Consider the following 18,213-nt stretch of genomic DNA (forward strand, 5'->3'; position numbering starts at 1 on the left):
GGTGGGGCGCGACCTCTGGGGCGGCTGCCGCCCCACCGGCAACGGAGGAGCCGGACCGGGACCCGGAGCCGGCCTCGGACCACTGGGTTTCCCACTCGGCCTGGTCTGCATCCAGGTCCTGCGACCGTGGTTCGACGTGTCCGGTGGCGCTGGCGGGCAACCCGGCGCCGGAAGCACCGTGGCCTGCCTCGCCGGATGCCTCACGGGACGCGGGAGTGGAGGTCCCGGCCGCCGGCGAGGCCGTGGCGGACGAGTCGGCCGGCTCTTCGGCCGTGGCGGGCGCTGCCGGTTCTGCGGCTTTTCCGAATCCGGCTGCTGTTGGAATGCCGGTGGTCCCGGCGGCCGCGGCCGACGCGGCGGCGCTGCCCCCTTCGAGGGCTCCATCGGCGCGGGGCCGGTCAGTCGTCGCGCCGGCTGATGATCCACCCGGCGCGTTGGCAGACTTGTTGCGGTTGACCAGCCACCAAATGATGACGGCGACGACGGCTATGAGGATGATCCAGAAAACAATGTCCATGGCAGGCCCTTCTCTACGGGTGGCGGGTGTCCTGTCCCCGACGCTACGTCGGGTCACCACTGCTGTCCAGAGATGCCGCGGCACGCCGGACAGGCCCGCTGAAAACACCGGCCGGAGCGCTGCCGTGGAACGCAACGTCGTCCGGGTCTCACAGTATGAGATCCCCATCCTCTGGTTGGTCCGGGATCTTTCGGGATTTTCGCCGGATCCGGCCACGGGAGGTCGTTCAGGCAGCATCCGAGCCCTAGACTTTCCCCTATGAGTGACGCCCAGACCACAACCGGAAGCACGCCGGACATCAAGCCCCGCAGCCGCGTCGTCACCGACGGCATCCACGCGGCCCCCGCCCGCGGCATGTTCCGGGCCGTCGGAATGGGCGATGACGACTTCGCCAAGCCCCAGGTGGGCGTGGCAAGTTCCTGGAACGAGATCACCCCCTGCAACCTTTCGCTGAACCGGCTGGCGCAGGGCGCCAAGGAAGGCGTCCACGCGGGCGGCGGTTTCCCCATGCAGTTCGGCACCATCTCGGTGTCCGACGGCATCTCCATGGGCCACGAAGGCATGCACTTCTCATTGGTCTCCCGCGAGGTCATCGCCGACTCCGTGGAGACCGTCATGCAGGCCGAGCGGATTGATGGCTCCGTCCTGCTGGCCGGCTGCGACAAATCCCTGCCCGGGATGCTCATGGCCGCCGCCCGGCTGGACCTTGCCAGCGTCTTCCTCTACGCGGGGTCCATCATGCCCGGCTGGGTCAAGCTCGAGGACGGCTCCGAAAAGGAAGTCACCCTCATTGACGCTTTCGAAGCGGTGGGCGCCTGCGCTGCCGGCAAGATGAGCATGGAGGACCTCACCCGCATTGAAAAGGCCATCTGCCCGGGTGAAGGTGCCTGCGGCGGCATGTACACGGCCAACACCATGGCCTGCATCGGGGAGGCCCTGGGCATGTCACTCCCCGGCTCTGCCGCGCCGCCCTCGGCAGACCGCCGTCGTGATGAGTTCGCGCGCAAGTCCGGCGAAGCGGTGGTCAACCTGCTGCGCCTGGGCATCACGGCCCGCGACATCATGACCAGGGAGGCGTTCGAGAACGCCATCGCCGTCACCATGGCCTTCGGCGGCTCCACCAACGCCGTCCTGCACCTGCTGGCGATTGCCCGCGAGGCAGAGGTGGAACTCACCCTGGACGACTTCAACCGCATCGGGGACAGGATCCCGCACCTGGGTGACCTCAAGCCGTTCGGCCGCTACGTCATGACCGACGTCGACAGGATCGGCGGCGTGCCGGTCATCATGAAGGCACTGCTCGACGCCGGGCTGCTGCACGGCGACTGCCTCACCGTCACGGGCAAGACCGTCGCGGAGAACCTCGCGGCCATCAACCCGCCGGACGTCGACGGCAAGATCCTGCGCGCACTCGACAACCCGATCCACAAGACCGGCGGCATCACCATCCTGCACGGCTCGATGGCTCCGGAAGGCGCGGTCGTGAAAAGTGCCGGCTTCGACGCCGACGTCTTCGAGGGCACCGCCCGCGTCTTCGAGCGCGAGCAGGGCGCTTTGGACGCCCTGGACAAGGGGGAGATCAAGGCCGGCGACGTCGTCGTCATCCGCTACGAAGGTCCCAAGGGCGGACCGGGCATGCGCGAAATGCTCGCCATCACCGGCGCCATCAAGGGCGCGGGACTCGGCAAGGACGTCCTGCTGCTGACGGACGGACGCTTCTCCGGCGGCACCACCGGGCTGTGCATCGGCCACGTGGCGCCGGAAGCGGTCGACGGCGGCCCCATCGCCTTCGTGAAGGACGGTGACCGGATCCGCGTGGACATCGCAGCTCGCAGCTTCGACCTGCTGGTGGATGACGCTGAGCTTGAGGCCCGCAAGGTGGGCTGGGAGCCGCTGCCCGCCCGGTACACCAAGGGCGTGCTCGCCAAGTACGCGAAGCTGGTCCACAGCGCCAGCCAAGGCGCCTACACCGGCGTGTGATCCCTTCCCAACGGATGCGGCGCGGCCCGCCTCATCCGCCGGGGTAGGATCAAAGGGTGGACAACGGAGTCCACATGGTGAGATAGGGTTGTTGCTCGTTGACACCCATCTTGCCAAGAGGGAAAACTGAACGCATGACTTTCGTTACCGCCGGCACCGTCGTCGTCGTCCTTACCAAGCGCGTGGCACATTAGCCCCTGGTAACGAACAGTCACGCGCAAACCCCTCACCAAGCCGCCAGGCCGAGGGGTTTTTTTATTCCCACCGTTCCAAACCAGTTCCAGAACCAGAGAAGATCCACAAGGAAGAGTCCGATGAGCAAAGGATCGCCCATCAGCCCCTCGCTGATGGCCACCAAGTCCGCTGGAGCCCCCAAGGCTCCGGAACGCGCCGACCGGACGGCTGACCATGCCGCCGTCGTCGCCGACCTTGCTGCCGTCTCTCCTGTCCTTGGGCCGAACAACGTCGTACCCCCGACGGTGATGACCGGCTCGCAAGCAATCGTCCGCTCGCTCGAAGAACTCGGCGTCGACGACATTTTCGGTTTGCCTGGTGGCGCGATCCTGCCCACCTACGACCCCCTGATGGCCTCCACCATGAACCACGTGCTGGTCCGTCACGAACAGGGAGCCGGCCACGCCGCGCAAGGCTACGCCATGGTCACCGGGCGGGTGGGCGTCTGCATCGCCACCTCGGGCCCCGGCGCCACCAACCTCGTTACCGCCATCATGGATGCCCACATGGACTCCGTGCCCCTGGTGGCCATCACCGGCCAGGTATCCAGCGGCGTGATCGGCACCGACGCGTTCCAGGAAGCCGACATCGTGGGTATCACGATGCCCATCACCAAGCACTCCTTCCTGGTGACCGACCCCAACGACATCCCGCACGTCATGGCAGAGGCCTTCCACCTGGCCTCCACCGGCCGTCCCGGCCCCGTGCTGGTGGATGTTGCCAAGGATGCCCAGGTGGGCCAAATGACCTTCTCCTGGCCGCCGAAGATCGACCTGCCGGGCTACCGGCCGGTGACCCGCGGGCACAACAAGCAGGTCCGCGAAGCGGCCAAGCTCATTGCCGCGTCCACCAAGCCTGTGCTGTACGTGGGCGGCGGCGTGGTCAAGGCGCACGCCTCGGCCGAGCTGCTGGCCCTCGCCGAAGCCACCGGCGCTCCGGTGGTGACCACCCTGATGGCCAAGGGTGCGTTCCCGGACTCCCACCCGCAGCACGTCGGCATGCCCGGCATGCACGGCAGCGTCTCCGCCGTCACGGCCCTGCAGCAGTCAGACCTGCTGATCACGCTCGGCGCCCGCTTCGATGACCGCGTCACCGGCGTGCTGAAGACCTTCGCGCCCAACGCCAAAGTCATCCACGCCGACATCGATCCTGCCGAAATCTCGAAGAACCGCACCGCTGATGTGCCCATCGTCGGGTCGGTCAAGGAGATCATCCCGGAACTGACCGAGGCCGTGCGCAGCCAGTTCGATGCTTCCGGGACTCCGGACCTCACCACGTGGTGGGCCTTCCTGAACAATCTCAAGGAAACCTACCCGCTGGGCTGGACGGAACCGGACGACGGCCTGATCGCACCGCAGAAGGTCATCAAGCGGATCGGCGAGCTGACCGGCCCCGAGGGCGTGTATGTGGCCGGCGTGGGCCAGCACCAGATGTGGGCCGCCCAGTTCATCAAGTACGAGCGCCCGCACGCCTGGCTGAACTCCGGTGGCGCCGGCACCATGGGATACGCCGTCCCGGCAGCCATGGGCGCCAAGGTGGGCAACCCGGACCGCGTGGTCTGGGCCATCGACGGCGACGGCTGCTTCCAGATGACCAACCAGGAACTGGCCACCTGCGCCATCAACAAGATCCCCATCAAGGTAGCTGTCATCAACAACTCCTCGCTGGGCATGGTGCGGCAGTGGCAGACCCTCTTCTACGAGGGCCGCTATTCCAACACCGACCTCAACACCGGCCATGACACGGTCCGCATCCCGGACTTCGTCAAGCTGGGGGAGGCCTATGGCTGCGCGTCGTTCCGTGTTGAACGCGAAGAAGACATCGATGCCACCATCCAGAAGGCCCTCGAAATCAACGACCGCCCCGTGGTCATCGACTTCGTGGTGAGCCCCAACTCCATGGTGTGGCCAATGGTGCCCGCCGGCGTGAGTAACGACCAGATCCAGGTTGCCCGCAACATGACCCCGGAATGGGAAGAGGAAGACTGAGCATGACCCGCCACACACTTTCCGTCCTGGTTGAGGACAAGCCCGGCGTCCTGACCCGCGTGGCCAGCCTCTTTGCCCGCCGCGCCTTCAACATCAACTCCCTGGCCGTGGGCCCCACCGAAGTGCCGGGCGTGTCCCGCATGACGGTGGTGGTCGACGCCGACGGCGACCTCATCGAGCAGGTCACCAAGCAGCTCAACAAACTGGTCAACGTCATCAAGATCGTTGAGCTGACCCCAGAATCTTCCGTACAGCGCGACCACATCCTGGTCAAGGTACGTGCGGATGCCGCAACACGCCTGCAGGTAACCCAGGCCGCAGACCTGTTCCGTGCCTCAGTGGTCGACGTGTCCACAGACTCCGTCGTCATCGAGGCCACCGGCCACCCCGAAAAGCTCACAGCCCTGCTTTCAGTGCTGGAGCCCTTCGGCATCCGCGAAATTGTGCAGTCCGGCACCCTGGCCGTTGGACGGGGATCCCGCTCCATGAGTGACCGGGCGCTCCGCTCCGCCTAGGCATTTGCGTCCAGGCGGGACCACGCGCCCGTAACCGCAGCACCGCAAGACCACTATCTACAACCACTCAAGAGGAGTTACGCAAGTGACTGAAATGTTCTACGACGATGACGCCGACCTGTCGATCATCCAGGGCCGCAAGGTTGCCATCGTTGGCTACGGTTCCCAGGGCCACGCCCACGCGCTGAACCTGCGCGATTCCGGCGTCGAGGTCGTCATCGCCCTGAAGGACGGCTCCAAGTCCACCGCCAAGGCCGAGGACGCCGGCTTCACGGTCAAGAACGTTGCCGACGCTGCCGAATGGGCCGACGTCATCATGATCCTCGCGCCGGACCAGCATCAGCGCGCCATCTACAACGACTCCATCAAGGACAAGCTGACCGCCGGCAAGGCCCTGGCCTTCGCCCACGGCTTCAACATCCGCTTCGGCTACATCAAGGCACCGGAAGGCGTTGACGTCATCCTGGTGGCCCCGAAGGCTCCGGGCCACACCGTGCGCCGCGAGTTCGAAGCTGGCCGCGGCATCCCGGACATCATCGCCGTCGAACAGGACGCATCGGGCAACGCCTGGGAGCTGGCCAAGTCCTACGCCAAGGCCATCGGCGGCACCCGCGCCGGCGTCATCAAGACCACCTTCACCGAAGAGACCGAAACCGACCTCTTCGGCGAGCAGGCAGTTCTCTGCGGCGGCGTTTCCCAGCTGGTCCAGTACGGCTTCGAGACCCTGACCGAGGCCGGCTACCAGCCGCAGATCGCCTACTTCGAGGTGCTGCACGAGCTCAAGCTCATCGTCGACCTCATGTGGGAGGGTGGCATCGCCAAGCAGCGCTGGAGCGTCTCCGACACCGCTGAGTACGGCGACTACGTCTCCGGCCCGCGCGTCATCACCCCCGAGGTGAAGGAAAACATGAAGGCCGTCCTGGCCGACATCCAGTCCGGTGCATTCGCCAAGCGCTTCATCGAAGACCAGGACAACGGCGCCGTCGAGTTCAAGGAACTGCGCGCCAAGGCTGAGCAGCACCCCATCGAGGCTGTCGGCCGCGAACTGCGTTCCCTGTTCTCCTGGCAGCAGCAGGACGTGGACTACGTGGAAGGCTCCGCAGCCCGCTAAGGCTGCCAGCGCAACCGCATAGACCCCAATGGTGAGGCCGGGTTCACACTTAACAATGTGAGCCCGGCCTTTCCGTCGGCCTAGACTTGTTTCCATCCCCAGGACTGCAACGCAGAGGATCAGCCGTGTCAAAACCCGTAGTACTGCTCGCCGAAGAACTTTCCCCCGCCACCGTCGAGGCCCTTGGCCCGGACTTTGAAATCCGACAGACCGACGGCGCCGACCGTTCCCAGCTGCTCTCGGCGATCAGCGACGTGGATGCCATCCTGGTCCGCTCCGCCACCCAGGTGGACGCCGAAGCGATCGCCGCGGCCAAGAACCTGAAGGTCATCGCCCGCGCCGGCGTCGGCCTGGACAACGTGGACATCAAGGCCGCCACCCAGGCCGGCGTGATGGTGGTCAACGCCCCCACGTCCAACATCGTGTCCGCCGCGGAACTCACCGTGGGGCACATCCTCAGCCTGGCCCGCCACATTCCGCAGGCCAGCGCCGCCCTCAAGGACGGCGAATGGAAGCGCTCCAAGTACACCGGCATCGAACTGTTCGAAAAGAAGATCGGCATCATCGGCCTGGGCCGCATCGGCGCCCTGGTGGCCGCCCGCCTCAAGGGCTTCGACACCAAGATCCTGGCCTACGACCCCTACATCACCTCGGCCCGCGCCGCGCAGCTCGGCGTGCAGCTGGTCACCCTGGACGAGCTCCTGGCCCAGTCCGACTTCATCACCATCCACATGCCCAAGACCCCCGAGACCGTGGGCATGCTTGGTGCGGACGCATTCAAGAAGATGAAGTCCACCGCCTACGTGGTCAACGTGGCCCGCGGCGGCCTCGTTGACGAAGAAGCGCTCTTCACGGCCCTGCAGGACGGCGAAATCGCCGGCGCGGGCGTGGACGTCTTCGCCAAGGAACCCAGCACCGACCTGCCGTTCTTCAAGCTCGACAACGTGGTGGTCACCCCGCACCTGGGCGCCTCCACCGACGAAGCGCAGGAAAAGGCCGGCGTCTCCGTGGCCAAGTCCGTCCGCCTTGCCCTCGCGGGAGAGCTGGTCCCGGATGCCGTCAACGTCGCCGGCGGCGTCATTGCCCCCGACGTCCGTCCGGGCATCCCGCTGATCGAGAAGCTCGGCCGCATCTTCACCGCGCTGACCCACGCGTCCCTGACGCAGTTCGACGTTGAAGTCGCCGGCGAAATCTCCTCCCTCGATGTCAAGGTGCTGGAACTTGCGGCGCTGAAGGGCATCTTCGCCGACGTCGTGACCGAACAGGTTTCCTACGTCAACGCCCCGGTCATCGCCGAGCAGCGCGGCATCAACGTCCGCCTCATCACCACGCCGGAGACCGAGTCCTACCGCAATGTCCTGACCCTGCGCGGCGCCCTCAGCGACGGCAGCCAGATCTCCGTGGCCGGCACCCTGACCGGCCCCAAGCAGATCGAGAAGCTCGTGGGCATCAACGGCTTCGAGGTGGAAATCCCCATCAGCGAGCACCTTGTGGTGGTTGCCTACACCGACCGCCCCGGCGTCATCGGAACCATCGGCCACATCCTGGGCATGAACAACATCAACATCGCCGGCATGCAGGTGGCCCGCTCCAACGAGGGCGGCCAGGTCCTGGCCCTGCTCACCATCGACAGCTCCGTTCCCCAGCAGGTGCTGGACGCCATCAAGGCCGGCATCGGCGCTGAGATGGTCCGGGAAGTGGACCTGGAAGACTAACGCGACACACCGGCCGAAACGCCGAAAGCCGCTCCTCCGCAGGGGTACGTCCGTGCGGAGCCACGTATGATTGGCCGGTCTGCTTACAATGGCTACGTCCTGATTCAGGACCATAGCCGGCAGACCGGCCAATACCTTTTGCACATCCGTCCGTCATTGCCCACGTCTGCCCGGGGGATGGATGTGCGCGCACGCAATCCAGGTTTCAGGGAGTTCCATGAACGCCGTCCAGAGGTTCATCAGAAGCAGGGTGCTGCTGTTGACCGCGGCCATCTTGATCGCAGCCATGTGCTTGTCGGTCGTCGTCCAAAGCCAGTCACAGGCTGCGCTCAACCGGACGGTCAATGAAAATTCGAGGGGGCTCTACGACATCCTGGTCCAGGCGAAGGCGCCCTCCGGGGCGCTGCTGCAGCCCGAGATCGCCAACGGCGCGGGCGGCATCGGCTTTGACCAGCTGGACTCCATCAGGAAGCTGTCCGGCACGTCCGTGGCGGCCCCCATCAGCCTGGTCTCCCGCGTCACCCAGAACCTTGAGACCCCCCGCCTCGACGCCATGGACTACCTCGGCTACAACGCCGGGCTGGCAGGCACGGCCACGGCGGACCAGGCTGCCGGCGCCACCGCCCCGGACAAGTGGCCAGCCGCTGAATCGGTGCTGACCGATGCTGCCAAGAAGTACCGCCTGACCGCCAGCGCCGTGAGCTCCGATGGACACTCCGAACAGACGCTCTTCAAGACCACGGCCGAGGGCAGCCTGGGCAAGGCCCGCCTCGTGGAGGAAAAGGCACAGGGCGGCAGCAGCATCCGCATCGCCCCGGCGCAAGGGGAGACCGGCATCAAGTTCCCCGCCCCCGCCGGCGGCTCCGAGCACAACCTCTTCAACCTCTCCGTGGCCTTGCCGCTGGCCCCTGAGGTCACCGAGCCCGTCGTCGCCGTCGACCCTGCCGCCGAACGGGCACTGCTCGGCTCCGCCGGTGATTTCCTTGCTCCGCTGGAGAAGGCGCCGCCCGCTGATGCACGGGACGCAGGCGCCGTGGGCCGCTACCTCGAAGGGCTCTTCACCAAGGGCATCAGCATGGACCAGCTCAAGGAAGGGCCGGACTTCCTGGGCGTCAAGCTCAAGTACTGGGCCCCCTTGATGACCCAGTACCAGCAGGCCAAGCGCGCCGGCCAGCTGACCAGCGGCTCGCAGGCAGTTCCGCTGATTGTCCGCTCCGGTACGTCACTGGACCTTAAGTACAACGTCAAGATCGAGGAAATTGACGACGCCGGCAAGGTAGTCAAGGACATCGGGACCGTTTCGAAGTCCCTGGGCAAGGACTACCTGCCCTTCGTTTCCAAGGACCCCTTCGTGTTGTCCTGGCCTGGCTCTACGGACCACTCGTCCCTGCTGGGCAGCAACGGGAACTTCAACCCCGGCCTGTACACGCCGGCCAAGTGGAGCACGAACTTTGCCGGTGCCCCCAAGTACACGGACGGTGACACGGCCGCCAACGGCGCCGTGGACAAGACCGCCGTTCCCGGCGAATGGGTCACCGTCAACCGGCTGCCGGACAAGGCCGCCAACGGCGCCCCCGTTGACCAGACCCAGCGCGACCCCGTGGACGAGCGGTCCTACCGGGACAACCTGCCCACCGGCCAGCAGCAGGCCGCTACGCCGCTGCCCATGGTCTACGGAACGTTCGACCCCGCCGCCGTGGAGGCGGCCTCCGGTGACGTCAACAAGCTTCCGCTGGGCGGGTACGACCCCACGCCGTTCACCCTGGAGAAGGACGCGGCCGGCAAGGACGTGCCGGCGGCGGAACTGAAGCCATCACTCAGTGCCACTGGCCTGGCCAGCCAGTCCGCCGGTGCCATCACCGACTACTACGGACTCGCCGCAGCGCGTGGCTACAAGCAGAACGCCGCCGTCATCGACGCCGTCCGCGTCCGCGCCAAGGCGCCGGGCAGCTGGAAGGACGCCCAGCCCGAGGTGGAGAAGCTTGCCGCCGAAATCCGGGACATGGGCCTGGACGCCACCGTGGTGGCCGGCTCGGCCCGTGAGGACACCAGCATCTTCGTTCCGGGCTACTCCAAGGACGGTGCCGGCAAGGAATCGGCACTCGGCACGGTCCAGCAGTCCTGGGTCCGGCAGAACGCCGCCGAAGCCGTGGCCGGAGCTCTTTCCGGGACCAACATCACCCTGCTCTTCCTGACGCTGTGCGGGGCCGCCCTCCTGACGGGCGCATCGACCGTGAGCTACATCCGCAAACGCCGCAGCGAGGCCGGAACACTGCGGGCCATGGGCTGGACCCAGCGGCGGATCCGCAGCTGGGTGCTGGAGGAATTCGGCGTCGGCGCCGTGCTGCTCGCCGCAGCAGGCATCGTGCTGAGCCTGCTGAGCTGGAGCCTGGCCACCGCCCTGGTGTGCGCCGCCGTCCTGGTGCTCTACTGCGCTGCGGCTCTGTTTGCCGCCCGGCAGCTCCGGCACCGCGACGTCATTGACCAGGAACCGCAGCACGACGAGCGCCTCATTCCGGTCGACTCGCCACTGACGTTCGCCAACCGGCAGCTGAGCACCAACAAGTTCAACACCTTGTCCCTGGCTGTCGCGGTTGGTGTCTTCGGTGCCGCGGTCGGCGGCCTGATCGCCCTGCTGATCGACATTCCGCGCGCCGCCGGTGCAAGCGCCCTCAGCGGGCTGGCCGCAGCGAGCGTGACGCTGCCCAGCATCCTGCTGGCACTGGCCGGCGTGGCCGTGGGGCTGGTGCTGACCCTGGTGACGGGCCGGTTCGAGCTCAATGCCAAACGGCAGTACCTTGGCATCCTCCAGGCCATGGGCTGGAACCCGGACATGCTCCGCCAGGTCCGGTTGTTCGAAAACGCACTGGTGGGAACCGTGGCCCTGCCGCTGGGCGTGCTGGGCGCCCTGGGCATCGGCCTGCTGCTGGCCCCCTATGCAGCCATCTGGGCTGCCGTGGCCGGGCTGGTGGCTGTAATTTGCTGGATACCGATTGCAACGAAAGTGGTCCAATGACAAACCCGACGAACGTCCAGCGCAGCCGCAGGAGCGGCTCCAACGAGGTCCCCCTGCAGACCCGGGCCAATACCATCGTCAAGTCGGCCGACCACGCCACCCCGCTGGAGATGCGCGACATTACCATCCGCTATGGCGGCGGCAAGGGCGGTGCCGAGGCCGTCAGCGTGGTGGAAGGCTTCGACCTGACCCTGCACGCCGGTGAGATGCACTGCGTCGCCGGCCGAAGCGGCTCCGGCAAGACCAGCATCCTGACCGTCGGCGCGGGACTTACCCTGCCGACGTCGGGCCGGGTGTTCTGGGAAGGTGATTCGCTCGAAAGCATGGGCGACGACGAAATCGCCGACCGCCGTCGTGCCCTGATCGGTTACGTGGACCAGGGCGGCGCCCTGATCGACGGCATGAGCGCCCTGGAGAACGTCCTCCTGCCCGCCGTTCCGGACGGCGAAGTGGAGCAGCGGCGGGACATGGCCAAGGACCTGCTGGACCTGGTGGGCCTGGGCCGCCGCATGCGGCACCGCCCCGCCCAACTGTCCGGCGGTGAACGCCAGCGCGTGGCCATCGCCCGGGCGCTGATCCTCGGCACCAGGGTGCTGGTGGTGGATGAGCCCACCGCCTCCCTGGACCGTGCCTCCGCCAACCGCATCATCAGCATCCTGAAGGACACCACTTCCGACGGCATCGCCGTCCTGGTGGCCTCGCACGACCACGAACTGGTGCGTCTGAGCGATACCCTGACAGAACTGATCTAGTCCGCCCCCCCTTACGCACCGAAGGTAACCGTCCGCACCGTGACTGCTCCAGAGAAAACGCCGTTCTACATCACCACGGCCATCACCTACCCCAACGGCGTGCCGCACATCGGGCATGCCTACGAGTACATTGCCACCGACGCCATGGCCCGCTTTAAGCGGCTGGACGGCTTTGACGTGATGTTCCTGACCGGCACCGACGAGCACGGCATGAAGATTGCCCAGACGGCGGAGAAGGAAGGCATCACCCCCAAGGAACTGGTGGACCGGAACGTTGCGGTCTACATGGGGGCGCACTCCGCCCTGGGCATCAGCTATGACCGGTTCATCCGCACCACGGACACGGACCACTACGCTGCCTCGCAGGCCATCTGGAAGAAGATGGAAGCCAACGGCGACATCTACCTCGACAAGTACGAGGGCTGGTACTCCGTCCGGGACGAGGCCTTCTACGCCGAGGATGAGACGGTGGTGAAGGACGACGGCGTGCGCTACTCGAAAGAGACGGACACCGAGGTCACGTGGACGGCGGAGGAGAGCTACTTCTTCCGGCTCTCCGCTTACCAGGACAAGCTGCTGGCCCTCTACGAATCCCACCCGGAGTTCGGCGCACCCCAGTACCGGTTCAACGAGGTCATCAGCTTCGTCAAGCGCGGCCTGGAGGACCTGTCCATCAGCCGGACCACCTTCGACTGGGGCGTTCCCGTCCCGGGCAACGACAAGCACGTCATGTACGTCTGGGTGGACGCGCTGACGAACTACCTGACCGGCGTGGGGTACCCGGACGTGGACTCGGAGAAGTTCCGGAAGTACTGGCCCGCCGATGTCCACATCATCGGCAAGGACATTTCCCGGTTCCACGCCATCTACTGGCCCGCCTTCCTGATGAGCGCCGGGCTGGAACTGCCCAAGCGCGTCATGATCCACGGCTTCCTGCACAACAACGGGGTCAAGATGTCCAAGTCCCTGGGCAACGTGGTGGCACCGGCGGACTTCGTTGCCCGCTACGGCCTGGACCAGGTGCGGTTCTTCTTCCTGCGCGAGGTGCCCTTCGGCGCGGACGGCAGCTACAACCACGAGGCCATCGTGGGCCGCATGAACGCGGACCTGGCCAACAACTTCGGCAACCTGGCCCAGCGCTCCCTGTCCATGGTGGCGAAAAACTGCGGGGCCGCCGTTCCCACGCCCGGAGCGTTCACGGCGGAGGACAACGCGATCCTCGCCCAGGCGAACGGTTTGCTGGAAGCCGCCCGCGCCGCCTTCGACAAGCAGGAGTTCAGCCGCGCGCTGGAGGCCATCTGGGGCGTGCTGCACCACACCAACGCCTACTTCGCCGAGCAGGCGCCCTGGGTGCTGCGGAAGACCGACGTCGAACGCATGAACACCGTGCTGTACGTGACGCTGGAGGTCCTGCGGATCGTGGCGGTCCTGGCCCAGCCGGTCATGCCCGACGCAACCGCCAAGCTCCTGGATGCCCTCGGCCAGCCGGAAGGCGACGCCAGGCAGTTCGCGGCGATCCCAACCCCGATCGTGCCCGGTACGGCGCTGCCCGCTCCCACCCCGGTGTTCCCCAAGTTCGAGGAACCCGCGGAGTAGGTTCCTTCCTCCGCGGGCTCCCGGCGGATGCGCTCATGTCCAAAAGCTGAGACGTTTTGACCAGCATATGGATGTCTTGGCTACCCTGAAACCATGAGCGCATCCTCCATCGATCTTGCAGTTATTCCCGGCGACGGCATCGGCCCCGAGGTCATTGCCGAGGCCCTCAAAGTCCTGGAAAAGGCTGTGGCGGCGGAGGGCGTGGAGCTCAAGCCGACGCACTATGAGCTCGGTGCCGAGCACTGGCTGGCTACGGGGGAGACCCTGCCGGATGCAGTCCTCGCCGACCTGAAGACCCGCGATGCCATTCTCTTCGGCGCCGTGGGTGCCGCCCCCGGCGACACCCGCATCCCGTCCGGCATCATCGAGCGTGAGTTGCTGCTCAAGCTGCGCTTCAGCCTGGACCACTACGTCAACCTGCGGCCGTCACGGCTCTACGGAACCGTCGGCAGCCCCCTGGCCAACCCCGGCATCATCGACTTCATCGTGGTGCGCGAAGGGACCGAGGGTCCGTACGTGGGCAACGGCGGCACGCTGCGGGCGGGAACCCCGCATGAGGTAGCCACCGAAGTGTCACTGAACACCGCCCACGGCGTGGAGCGCGTGGTCCGCGACGCATTCCGCCGCGCCAGCCTGCGGGAGCGCAAGCACGTCACCCTGGTGCACAAGCACAACGTCCTGGTCTTCGCCGGGCACCTGTGGAAGCGCACCGTCGAAGCCGTGGCCCAGGAATTCCCCGGGGTCACCCACGACTACCTGCACGTGGACGCCGCCACCATCTTCATGGTCACCGACCCGTCCCGCTTCGACGTGATCGTCACGGACAACCTGTTCGGCGACATCATCACCGACCTCGCCGCGGCAGTCACCGGCGGCATCGGGCTGGCAGCCTCCGGCAACATCAACATGGACCGCACCGCGCCGTCCATGTTCGAGCCGGTCCATGGGTCCGCACCGGACATCGCCGGCCAGGGCAAGGCTGACCCCACCGCGGCCATCCTCTCCGCCGCGCTCCTGCTGGACCACCTCGGCTACACCGACGCTGCCCGCAGGATCGAAGCCGCAGTGGTTGCCGACGTCGAAAAGCGCGACGGCACAGCACGCAGCACCAGCGCCGTGGGCGACGCCATCGCCGCCGGCCTGTAGCCCGCGCCGGGGCCGCCGGCATCGGGCGTAAGCTTTACTCGAATCACCAAATGCCGCCTTCCCGTTCAGCGCTGAACCCCGGGCGGCCGATCGTGGAGGAACCATGACTCAGACCGCCCATGGCGTCGAATTCACCCGGCAGCCCTCGGAGAACCCGAAGTCCGCCGAGGAGCGTGCAGCCATCCTGGCAAACCCGGGATTCGGCAACTACTTCACCGACCACACCGCCATCGTCGACTACAGCGTGGACGCGGACGGCAACGGCGGCTGGCACGACGCCCGGATCGAACCCTACGGTCCGATCGTGCTCGACCCGTCCGCCGCGGTCTTCCACTACGGCCAGGAGATTTTCGAAGGGTTAAAGGCCTACCGGCACGCGGACGGCTCCGTCTGGACCTTCCGTCCCGAAGCCAACGCGGCACGCCTGAACAAGTCCGCCCGCCGGCTTGCACTGCCCGAGCTGCCGGCCGAATACTTCCTTGGCGCGATCCGTGAGCTGGTGGCCGTGGACAAGGAATGGGTGCCCTCCGGCGACGGCGAAGCCCTCTACCTGCGGCCCTTCATGATCGCCACCGAGGCTTTCCTGGGTGTCCGGGCAGCCCGTGAAGTGTCCTTCCGCGTGATCGCATCGCCGGCCGGCAACTACTTCGGCGGCGAACTCAAGCCGGTCTCCATCTGGATCTCGCGCCAGTACGCCCGGGCAGGCCGCGGCGGCACCGGCGACGCCAAGTGCGGCGGCAACTACGCTGCCTCCCTGATCGCGCAGCAGGAGGCCGAAGCCAACGGCTGCAAGCAGGTGCTGTTCCTGGACCAGGCCAACGACAACGCCGTGGAAGAGCTGGGCGGCATGAACGTGTTCTTCGTCATGAAGGACGGCTCCCTGGCCACTCCCGCGCTGACCGGCACCATCCTGGAAGGTGTCACCCGCATGTCCGTCATGCAGGTGGCCAAGGACATGGGCCGCGAGGTTGCCGAGCGCAAGATCACCCTGGACGAGTGGCGCGACGGCGTGGCGTCCGGTGAGATCACCGAGGTCTTCGCCTGCGGTACCGCAGCTGTGATCACTCCCATCGGGGTCCTCAAGGACGATACCGAGTTCATCGGTTCCGAGGACGCCAAGGCGGGCGAGGTCACCATGGCCATCCGGGAGAAGCTCCTGGGCATCCAGACCGGCGCCGAGCCGGATACCCACGGCTGGCTCACCCGCCTGGCATAGTTTCAAACTTCAACGTACGACGGCGCCTGCCGGACTTTGGTCCGTCAGGCGCCGTTCTGCGTTTCAGCCGGCGGCGGGTTGGTCAGCGGTGTGCTGCCTTCCGGGCCGCGTTCTTCATGGCTTTGCGGGAGACCGGTTTCAGTGCTTTGCGGGCCGCTTCCTCCGCCAAAGCACGGTTGCGCCGTGCGTCGATAAGGTCGTTCCAGAGGGCCGTGGCAAACACGCCACCGTCCTGGGCATAGACGTCGTACGGGTAGCCGGCGAAGACGGCGGGGGTGGGGCCGCTGGTGAACGGGTCCTTGTTGGTGGCCTTCGTCACGGCATCGCCCACAGCCCAGGTCCTGGTCAGGTGCCGGGTGAGGTTCTCCTGGACGAACACGTTCGCATCGCTTGACTGGGAGGCCGCTTCCAGTAGCGTCTCCAGATCCGCCGCCAGCAGCGCCGAGCCGGCCTGGTCCGCGGGAGCGGAGGCATCGGCCAGTTCCGCGGCGATGCCGGCGACGGCCTCCGACCAGTCCGTGGTTTCACGGAACTTCCGCCACGTCGGGAACCAGACGATGCTGCCCGTGGCGTGGTTGTGGACGTGCAGCAGGCCGGTGGCTTTTTCGGTGGCCGAGTGGTCGTGTCCGTCGGCGTCCGCCTGGGCGAGAAGGTCTGCGAGTGATGCTGTGCTCATGGGCGGGATCCGGCTTCCTGATGGAGATCGTGGTGCTGTCACTGGTGCCAACCCGCAGCCGGCGCCCTCTTATTCCGCCGGCGCGCAGGGGCCACGCTGGGGGAGGGGTGGCCATGGATGCAAGGATGGGTCCGTGACTTTCAATCCCGGCCCGGTCCTGCAGCGGAGCAGCGCACTCACGCAATTCTTCCTTGCCCCCAACCCGGGTCCCATGAGCCTGGACGGCACCAACTCCTACGTCCTGCGCGCGCCCGCGCATTCTGCCGTGGTGGTGGTGGATCCCGGACCGGAGGATGAAACGCACCTGGCCGCACTGGCCGGCGTTGGCACCGTGGAGCTGATCCTGGTGACCCACCGGCACGCCGACCACACTGCCGGGTCCGCGCGCCTGCACGAGCTGACGGGCGCACCAGTCCGCGCCATGGATGCCAACCACTGCCATGGCGGGGGAGAACCCCTGGCGTCCGGGGAAGTTATCCGGGTGGCAGGGCTGGAGATCGCAGTGATGGCCACACCTGGCCACACCTCCGACTCCGCCTGCTTCCACCTGCCGGCGGACGGGCAGAACGGATCGGTGCTGACGGGGGACACCATCCTTGGCCGGGGGACCACCGTGCTGGACTATCCCGACGGGAAGCTGGGCGATTACCTCGCGTCCCTGGACCTGCTCGAGGCCCTGGGACCCGCCACGGTACTGCCTGCGCACGGCCCGGTGCTGCCGTCCCTGGAGTCTGCGGCCCGCGACTACCGGACGCACCGGGAGGAACGGCTGGCGCAAATCCGCGCGGCACTGACCCGGCTGGGCCGGGACGCAACTGTGGGTGAGGTGGCGGACGCCGTCTATGCCGGCGTCGGACCTTCCGTCCGGCGCGCCGCCGAACTGTCCGTGGCCGCCCAGCTCTCGTACCTGCGCGGCGGCAGGGAAGGGCAGGCGGCGCCGCCGGGACGGTAGGGTAGGAGCCATGCGTATTGCCAGGTTTGTCGTCGATTCCGATCCCCTGTACGGCGTTGTGGAAGGTGCCCCCGGCAGTGAGGAAATCACTGTCATCCACGGCGACCCCTTCTTCAACGGCGTGGAGCGCACCTCCGTGCGCCACAAGCTGGAGGACGTCCGGCTGCTTGCACCCATCATTCCCCGCAGCAAAGTGATCGGTGTGGGACGCAACTTCGTGGCGCACGCCCACGAACTCGGCAACGAGGTCCCCGCCCAGCCGCTGCTGTTCCTGAAGCCCAATACCGCCGTCGTAGGCCCCAATGACCCCGTCGTGCTGCCGGAGTTCTCCGAGGAAGTCTCCTTCGAAGCCGAACTCTGCGTGGTCATTGGCCGCATCTGCAAGGACGTGCCGGAAGACCGCGTGGACGACGTAATTTTCGGGTACACCTGCGGCAACGACCTCACGGCCCGCGACGTCCAGAAAACCGACCTGCAGTGGACCCGCGCCAAAGGCTTCGACACCTCAGCGCCGCTGGGCCCCTGGATCGAAACCGACCTGGACACGGAGGACCTGCAGATCCAGGGCCGCCTGAACGGCGAGGTGCGCCAGGACGGCAGCACCAGCCAGATGATCCGGGGCGTGCGCGAACTGGTCTCCGTGGTGTCCCAGGCGTTCACCCTGCTGCCCGGCGACGTCATCATGACCGGTACCCCTGCCGGCGTGGGGCTGGTCAAGGAGGGCGACCGCTTCGAGGTGGAAATCGAAGGCATCGGCCGGCTGTCCAACCCCATCGTCCGCCGCTAGCACCGGCCCGCA

Annotated in this window: 13 protein-coding genes and 1 pseudogene; 12 read left to right on the plus strand and 2 right to left on the minus strand. The window is 66.7% G+C overall.

Annotation, left to right across the window (positions count from 1 at the left end; translation table 11 throughout):
* A pseudogene (locus BACI349Y_RS08200) lies at positions 1–517 on the minus strand (hypothetical protein); the annotation flags it as partial.
* Between the two features lie 258 nt (positions 518–775).
* Here BACI349Y_RS08200 and ilvD point away from each other — a divergent pair.
* The 10 genes from ilvD (at position 776) to BACI349Y_RS08250 (ending at position 15,786) form a co-directional block, all read left to right on the plus strand.
* Positions 776–2,497, plus strand: coding sequence for a dihydroxy-acid dehydratase (gene ilvD, locus BACI349Y_RS08205; protein WP_159631696.1), 1,722 nt, complete (start codon positions 776–778; stop codon positions 2,495–2,497).
* 314 nt (positions 2,498–2,811) lie between these two features.
* Positions 2,812–4,719, plus strand: a complete 1,908-nt coding sequence (locus BACI349Y_RS08210; RefSeq protein WP_159631697.1) for an acetolactate synthase large subunit — start codon at positions 2,812–2,814, stop codon at positions 4,717–4,719.
* Positions 4,720–4,721: 2 nt separating this feature from the next.
* Positions 4,722–5,234 (plus strand): acetolactate synthase small subunit, encoded by a 513-nt coding sequence (gene ilvN, locus BACI349Y_RS08215; protein ID WP_141160110.1) that lies wholly within the window; start codon positions 4,722–4,724, stop codon positions 5,232–5,234.
* An 85-nt stretch (positions 5,235–5,319) separates the two neighbouring features.
* Entirely contained in the window at positions 5,320–6,345 is a 1,026-nt protein-coding gene (gene ilvC, locus BACI349Y_RS08220; RefSeq protein WP_159631698.1) for a ketol-acid reductoisomerase, read from the plus strand.
* 125 nt (positions 6,346–6,470) lie between these two features.
* Complete coding sequence (serA, locus tag BACI349Y_RS08225) at positions 6,471–8,060, plus strand: phosphoglycerate dehydrogenase (protein WP_018768338.1); 1,590 nt, start codon at positions 6,471–6,473, stop codon at positions 8,058–8,060.
* A 217-nt stretch (positions 8,061–8,277) separates the two neighbouring features.
* Entirely contained in the window at positions 8,278–11,076 is a 2,799-nt protein-coding gene (locus tag BACI349Y_RS08230; protein WP_159631699.1) for an ABC transporter permease, read from the plus strand.
* Positions 11,073–11,828, plus strand: a complete 756-nt coding sequence (locus BACI349Y_RS08235; RefSeq protein ID WP_159631700.1) for an ABC transporter ATP-binding protein — start codon at positions 11,073–11,075, stop codon at positions 11,826–11,828. Before BACI349Y_RS08230 ends, BACI349Y_RS08235 begins: the two co-directional genes overlap by 4 nt.
* Before the next feature lie 39 nt (positions 11,829–11,867).
* On the plus strand, positions 11,868–13,424 hold the full coding sequence (metG, locus tag BACI349Y_RS08240; RefSeq protein ID WP_159631701.1) for a methionine--tRNA ligase: 1,557 nt from the start codon (positions 11,868–11,870) through the stop codon (positions 13,422–13,424).
* Between the two features lie 93 nt (positions 13,425–13,517).
* A complete protein-coding gene (locus tag BACI349Y_RS08245) occupies positions 13,518–14,570 on the plus strand; it encodes a 3-isopropylmalate dehydrogenase (RefSeq protein WP_159631702.1) in 1,053 nt (350 codons plus the stop codon).
* Between the two features lie 103 nt (positions 14,571–14,673).
* Positions 14,674–15,786, plus strand: a complete 1,113-nt coding sequence (locus tag BACI349Y_RS08250; RefSeq protein WP_159631703.1) for a branched-chain amino acid aminotransferase — start codon at positions 14,674–14,676, stop codon at positions 15,784–15,786.
* 82 nt (positions 15,787–15,868) lie between these two features.
* On the opposite strand, the gene BACI349Y_RS08255 is transcribed toward BACI349Y_RS08250, so the two are convergent.
* Positions 15,869–16,462 carry a hypothetical protein gene (locus BACI349Y_RS08255; RefSeq protein WP_159631704.1) on the minus strand — a complete coding sequence of 198 codons (594 nt, stop codon included), beginning with the start codon at positions 16,460–16,462 and terminating at the stop codon, positions 15,869–15,871.
* Between the two features lie 133 nt (positions 16,463–16,595).
* Between BACI349Y_RS08255 and BACI349Y_RS08260 the strand changes: the two genes are divergently transcribed.
* Together BACI349Y_RS08260 and BACI349Y_RS08265 are read left to right on the plus strand one after the other, a co-directional pair.
* Positions 16,596–17,414 carry an MBL fold metallo-hydrolase gene (locus BACI349Y_RS08260; protein WP_159631705.1) on the plus strand — a complete coding sequence of 273 codons (819 nt, stop codon included), beginning with the start codon at positions 16,596–16,598 and terminating at the stop codon, positions 17,412–17,414.
* A 10-nt stretch (positions 17,415–17,424) separates the two neighbouring features.
* Positions 17,425–18,201 carry a fumarylacetoacetate hydrolase family protein gene (locus BACI349Y_RS08265; RefSeq protein WP_159631706.1) on the plus strand — a complete coding sequence of 259 codons (777 nt, stop codon included), beginning with the start codon at positions 17,425–17,427 and terminating at the stop codon, positions 18,199–18,201.
* Positions 18,202–18,213 lie beyond the last annotated feature (12 nt).

Origin of the sequence: Arthrobacter sp. 8AJ (assembly GCF_902506025.1) — a bacterium.
Taxonomy (GTDB): domain Bacteria; phylum Actinomycetota; class Actinomycetes; order Actinomycetales; family Micrococcaceae; genus Arthrobacter.

Excerpts from the sequence above, each read along its gene's own strand:
- ilvD (WP_159631696.1), top strand. The coding sequence starts at position 776 with ATGAGTGACGCCCAGACCACAACCGGAAGCACGCCGGACATCAAGCCC.
- BACI349Y_RS08210 (WP_159631697.1), top strand. The coding sequence starts at position 2,812 with ATGAGCAAAGGATCGCCCATCAGCCCCTCGCTGATGGCCACCAAGTCC.
- ilvN (WP_141160110.1), top strand. The coding sequence starts at position 4,722 with ATGACCCGCCACACACTTTCCGTCCTGGTTGAGGACAAGCCCGGCGTC.
- BACI349Y_RS08230 (WP_159631699.1), top strand. The coding sequence starts at position 8,278 with ATGAACGCCGTCCAGAGGTTCATCAGAAGCAGGGTGCTGCTGTTGACC.
- BACI349Y_RS08235 (WP_159631700.1), top strand. The coding sequence starts at position 11,073 with ATGACAAACCCGACGAACGTCCAGCGCAGCCGCAGGAGCGGCTCCAAC.
- BACI349Y_RS08245 (WP_159631702.1), top strand. The coding sequence starts at position 13,518 with ATGAGCGCATCCTCCATCGATCTTGCAGTTATTCCCGGCGACGGCATC.
- BACI349Y_RS08250 (WP_159631703.1), top strand. The coding sequence starts at position 14,674 with ATGACTCAGACCGCCCATGGCGTCGAATTCACCCGGCAGCCCTCGGAG.
- BACI349Y_RS08255 (WP_159631704.1), bottom strand. The coding sequence starts at position 16,462 with ATGAGCACAGCATCACTCGCAGACCTTCTCGCCCAGGCGGACGCCGAC.
- BACI349Y_RS08265 (WP_159631706.1), top strand. The coding sequence starts at position 17,425 with ATGCGTATTGCCAGGTTTGTCGTCGATTCCGATCCCCTGTACGGCGTT.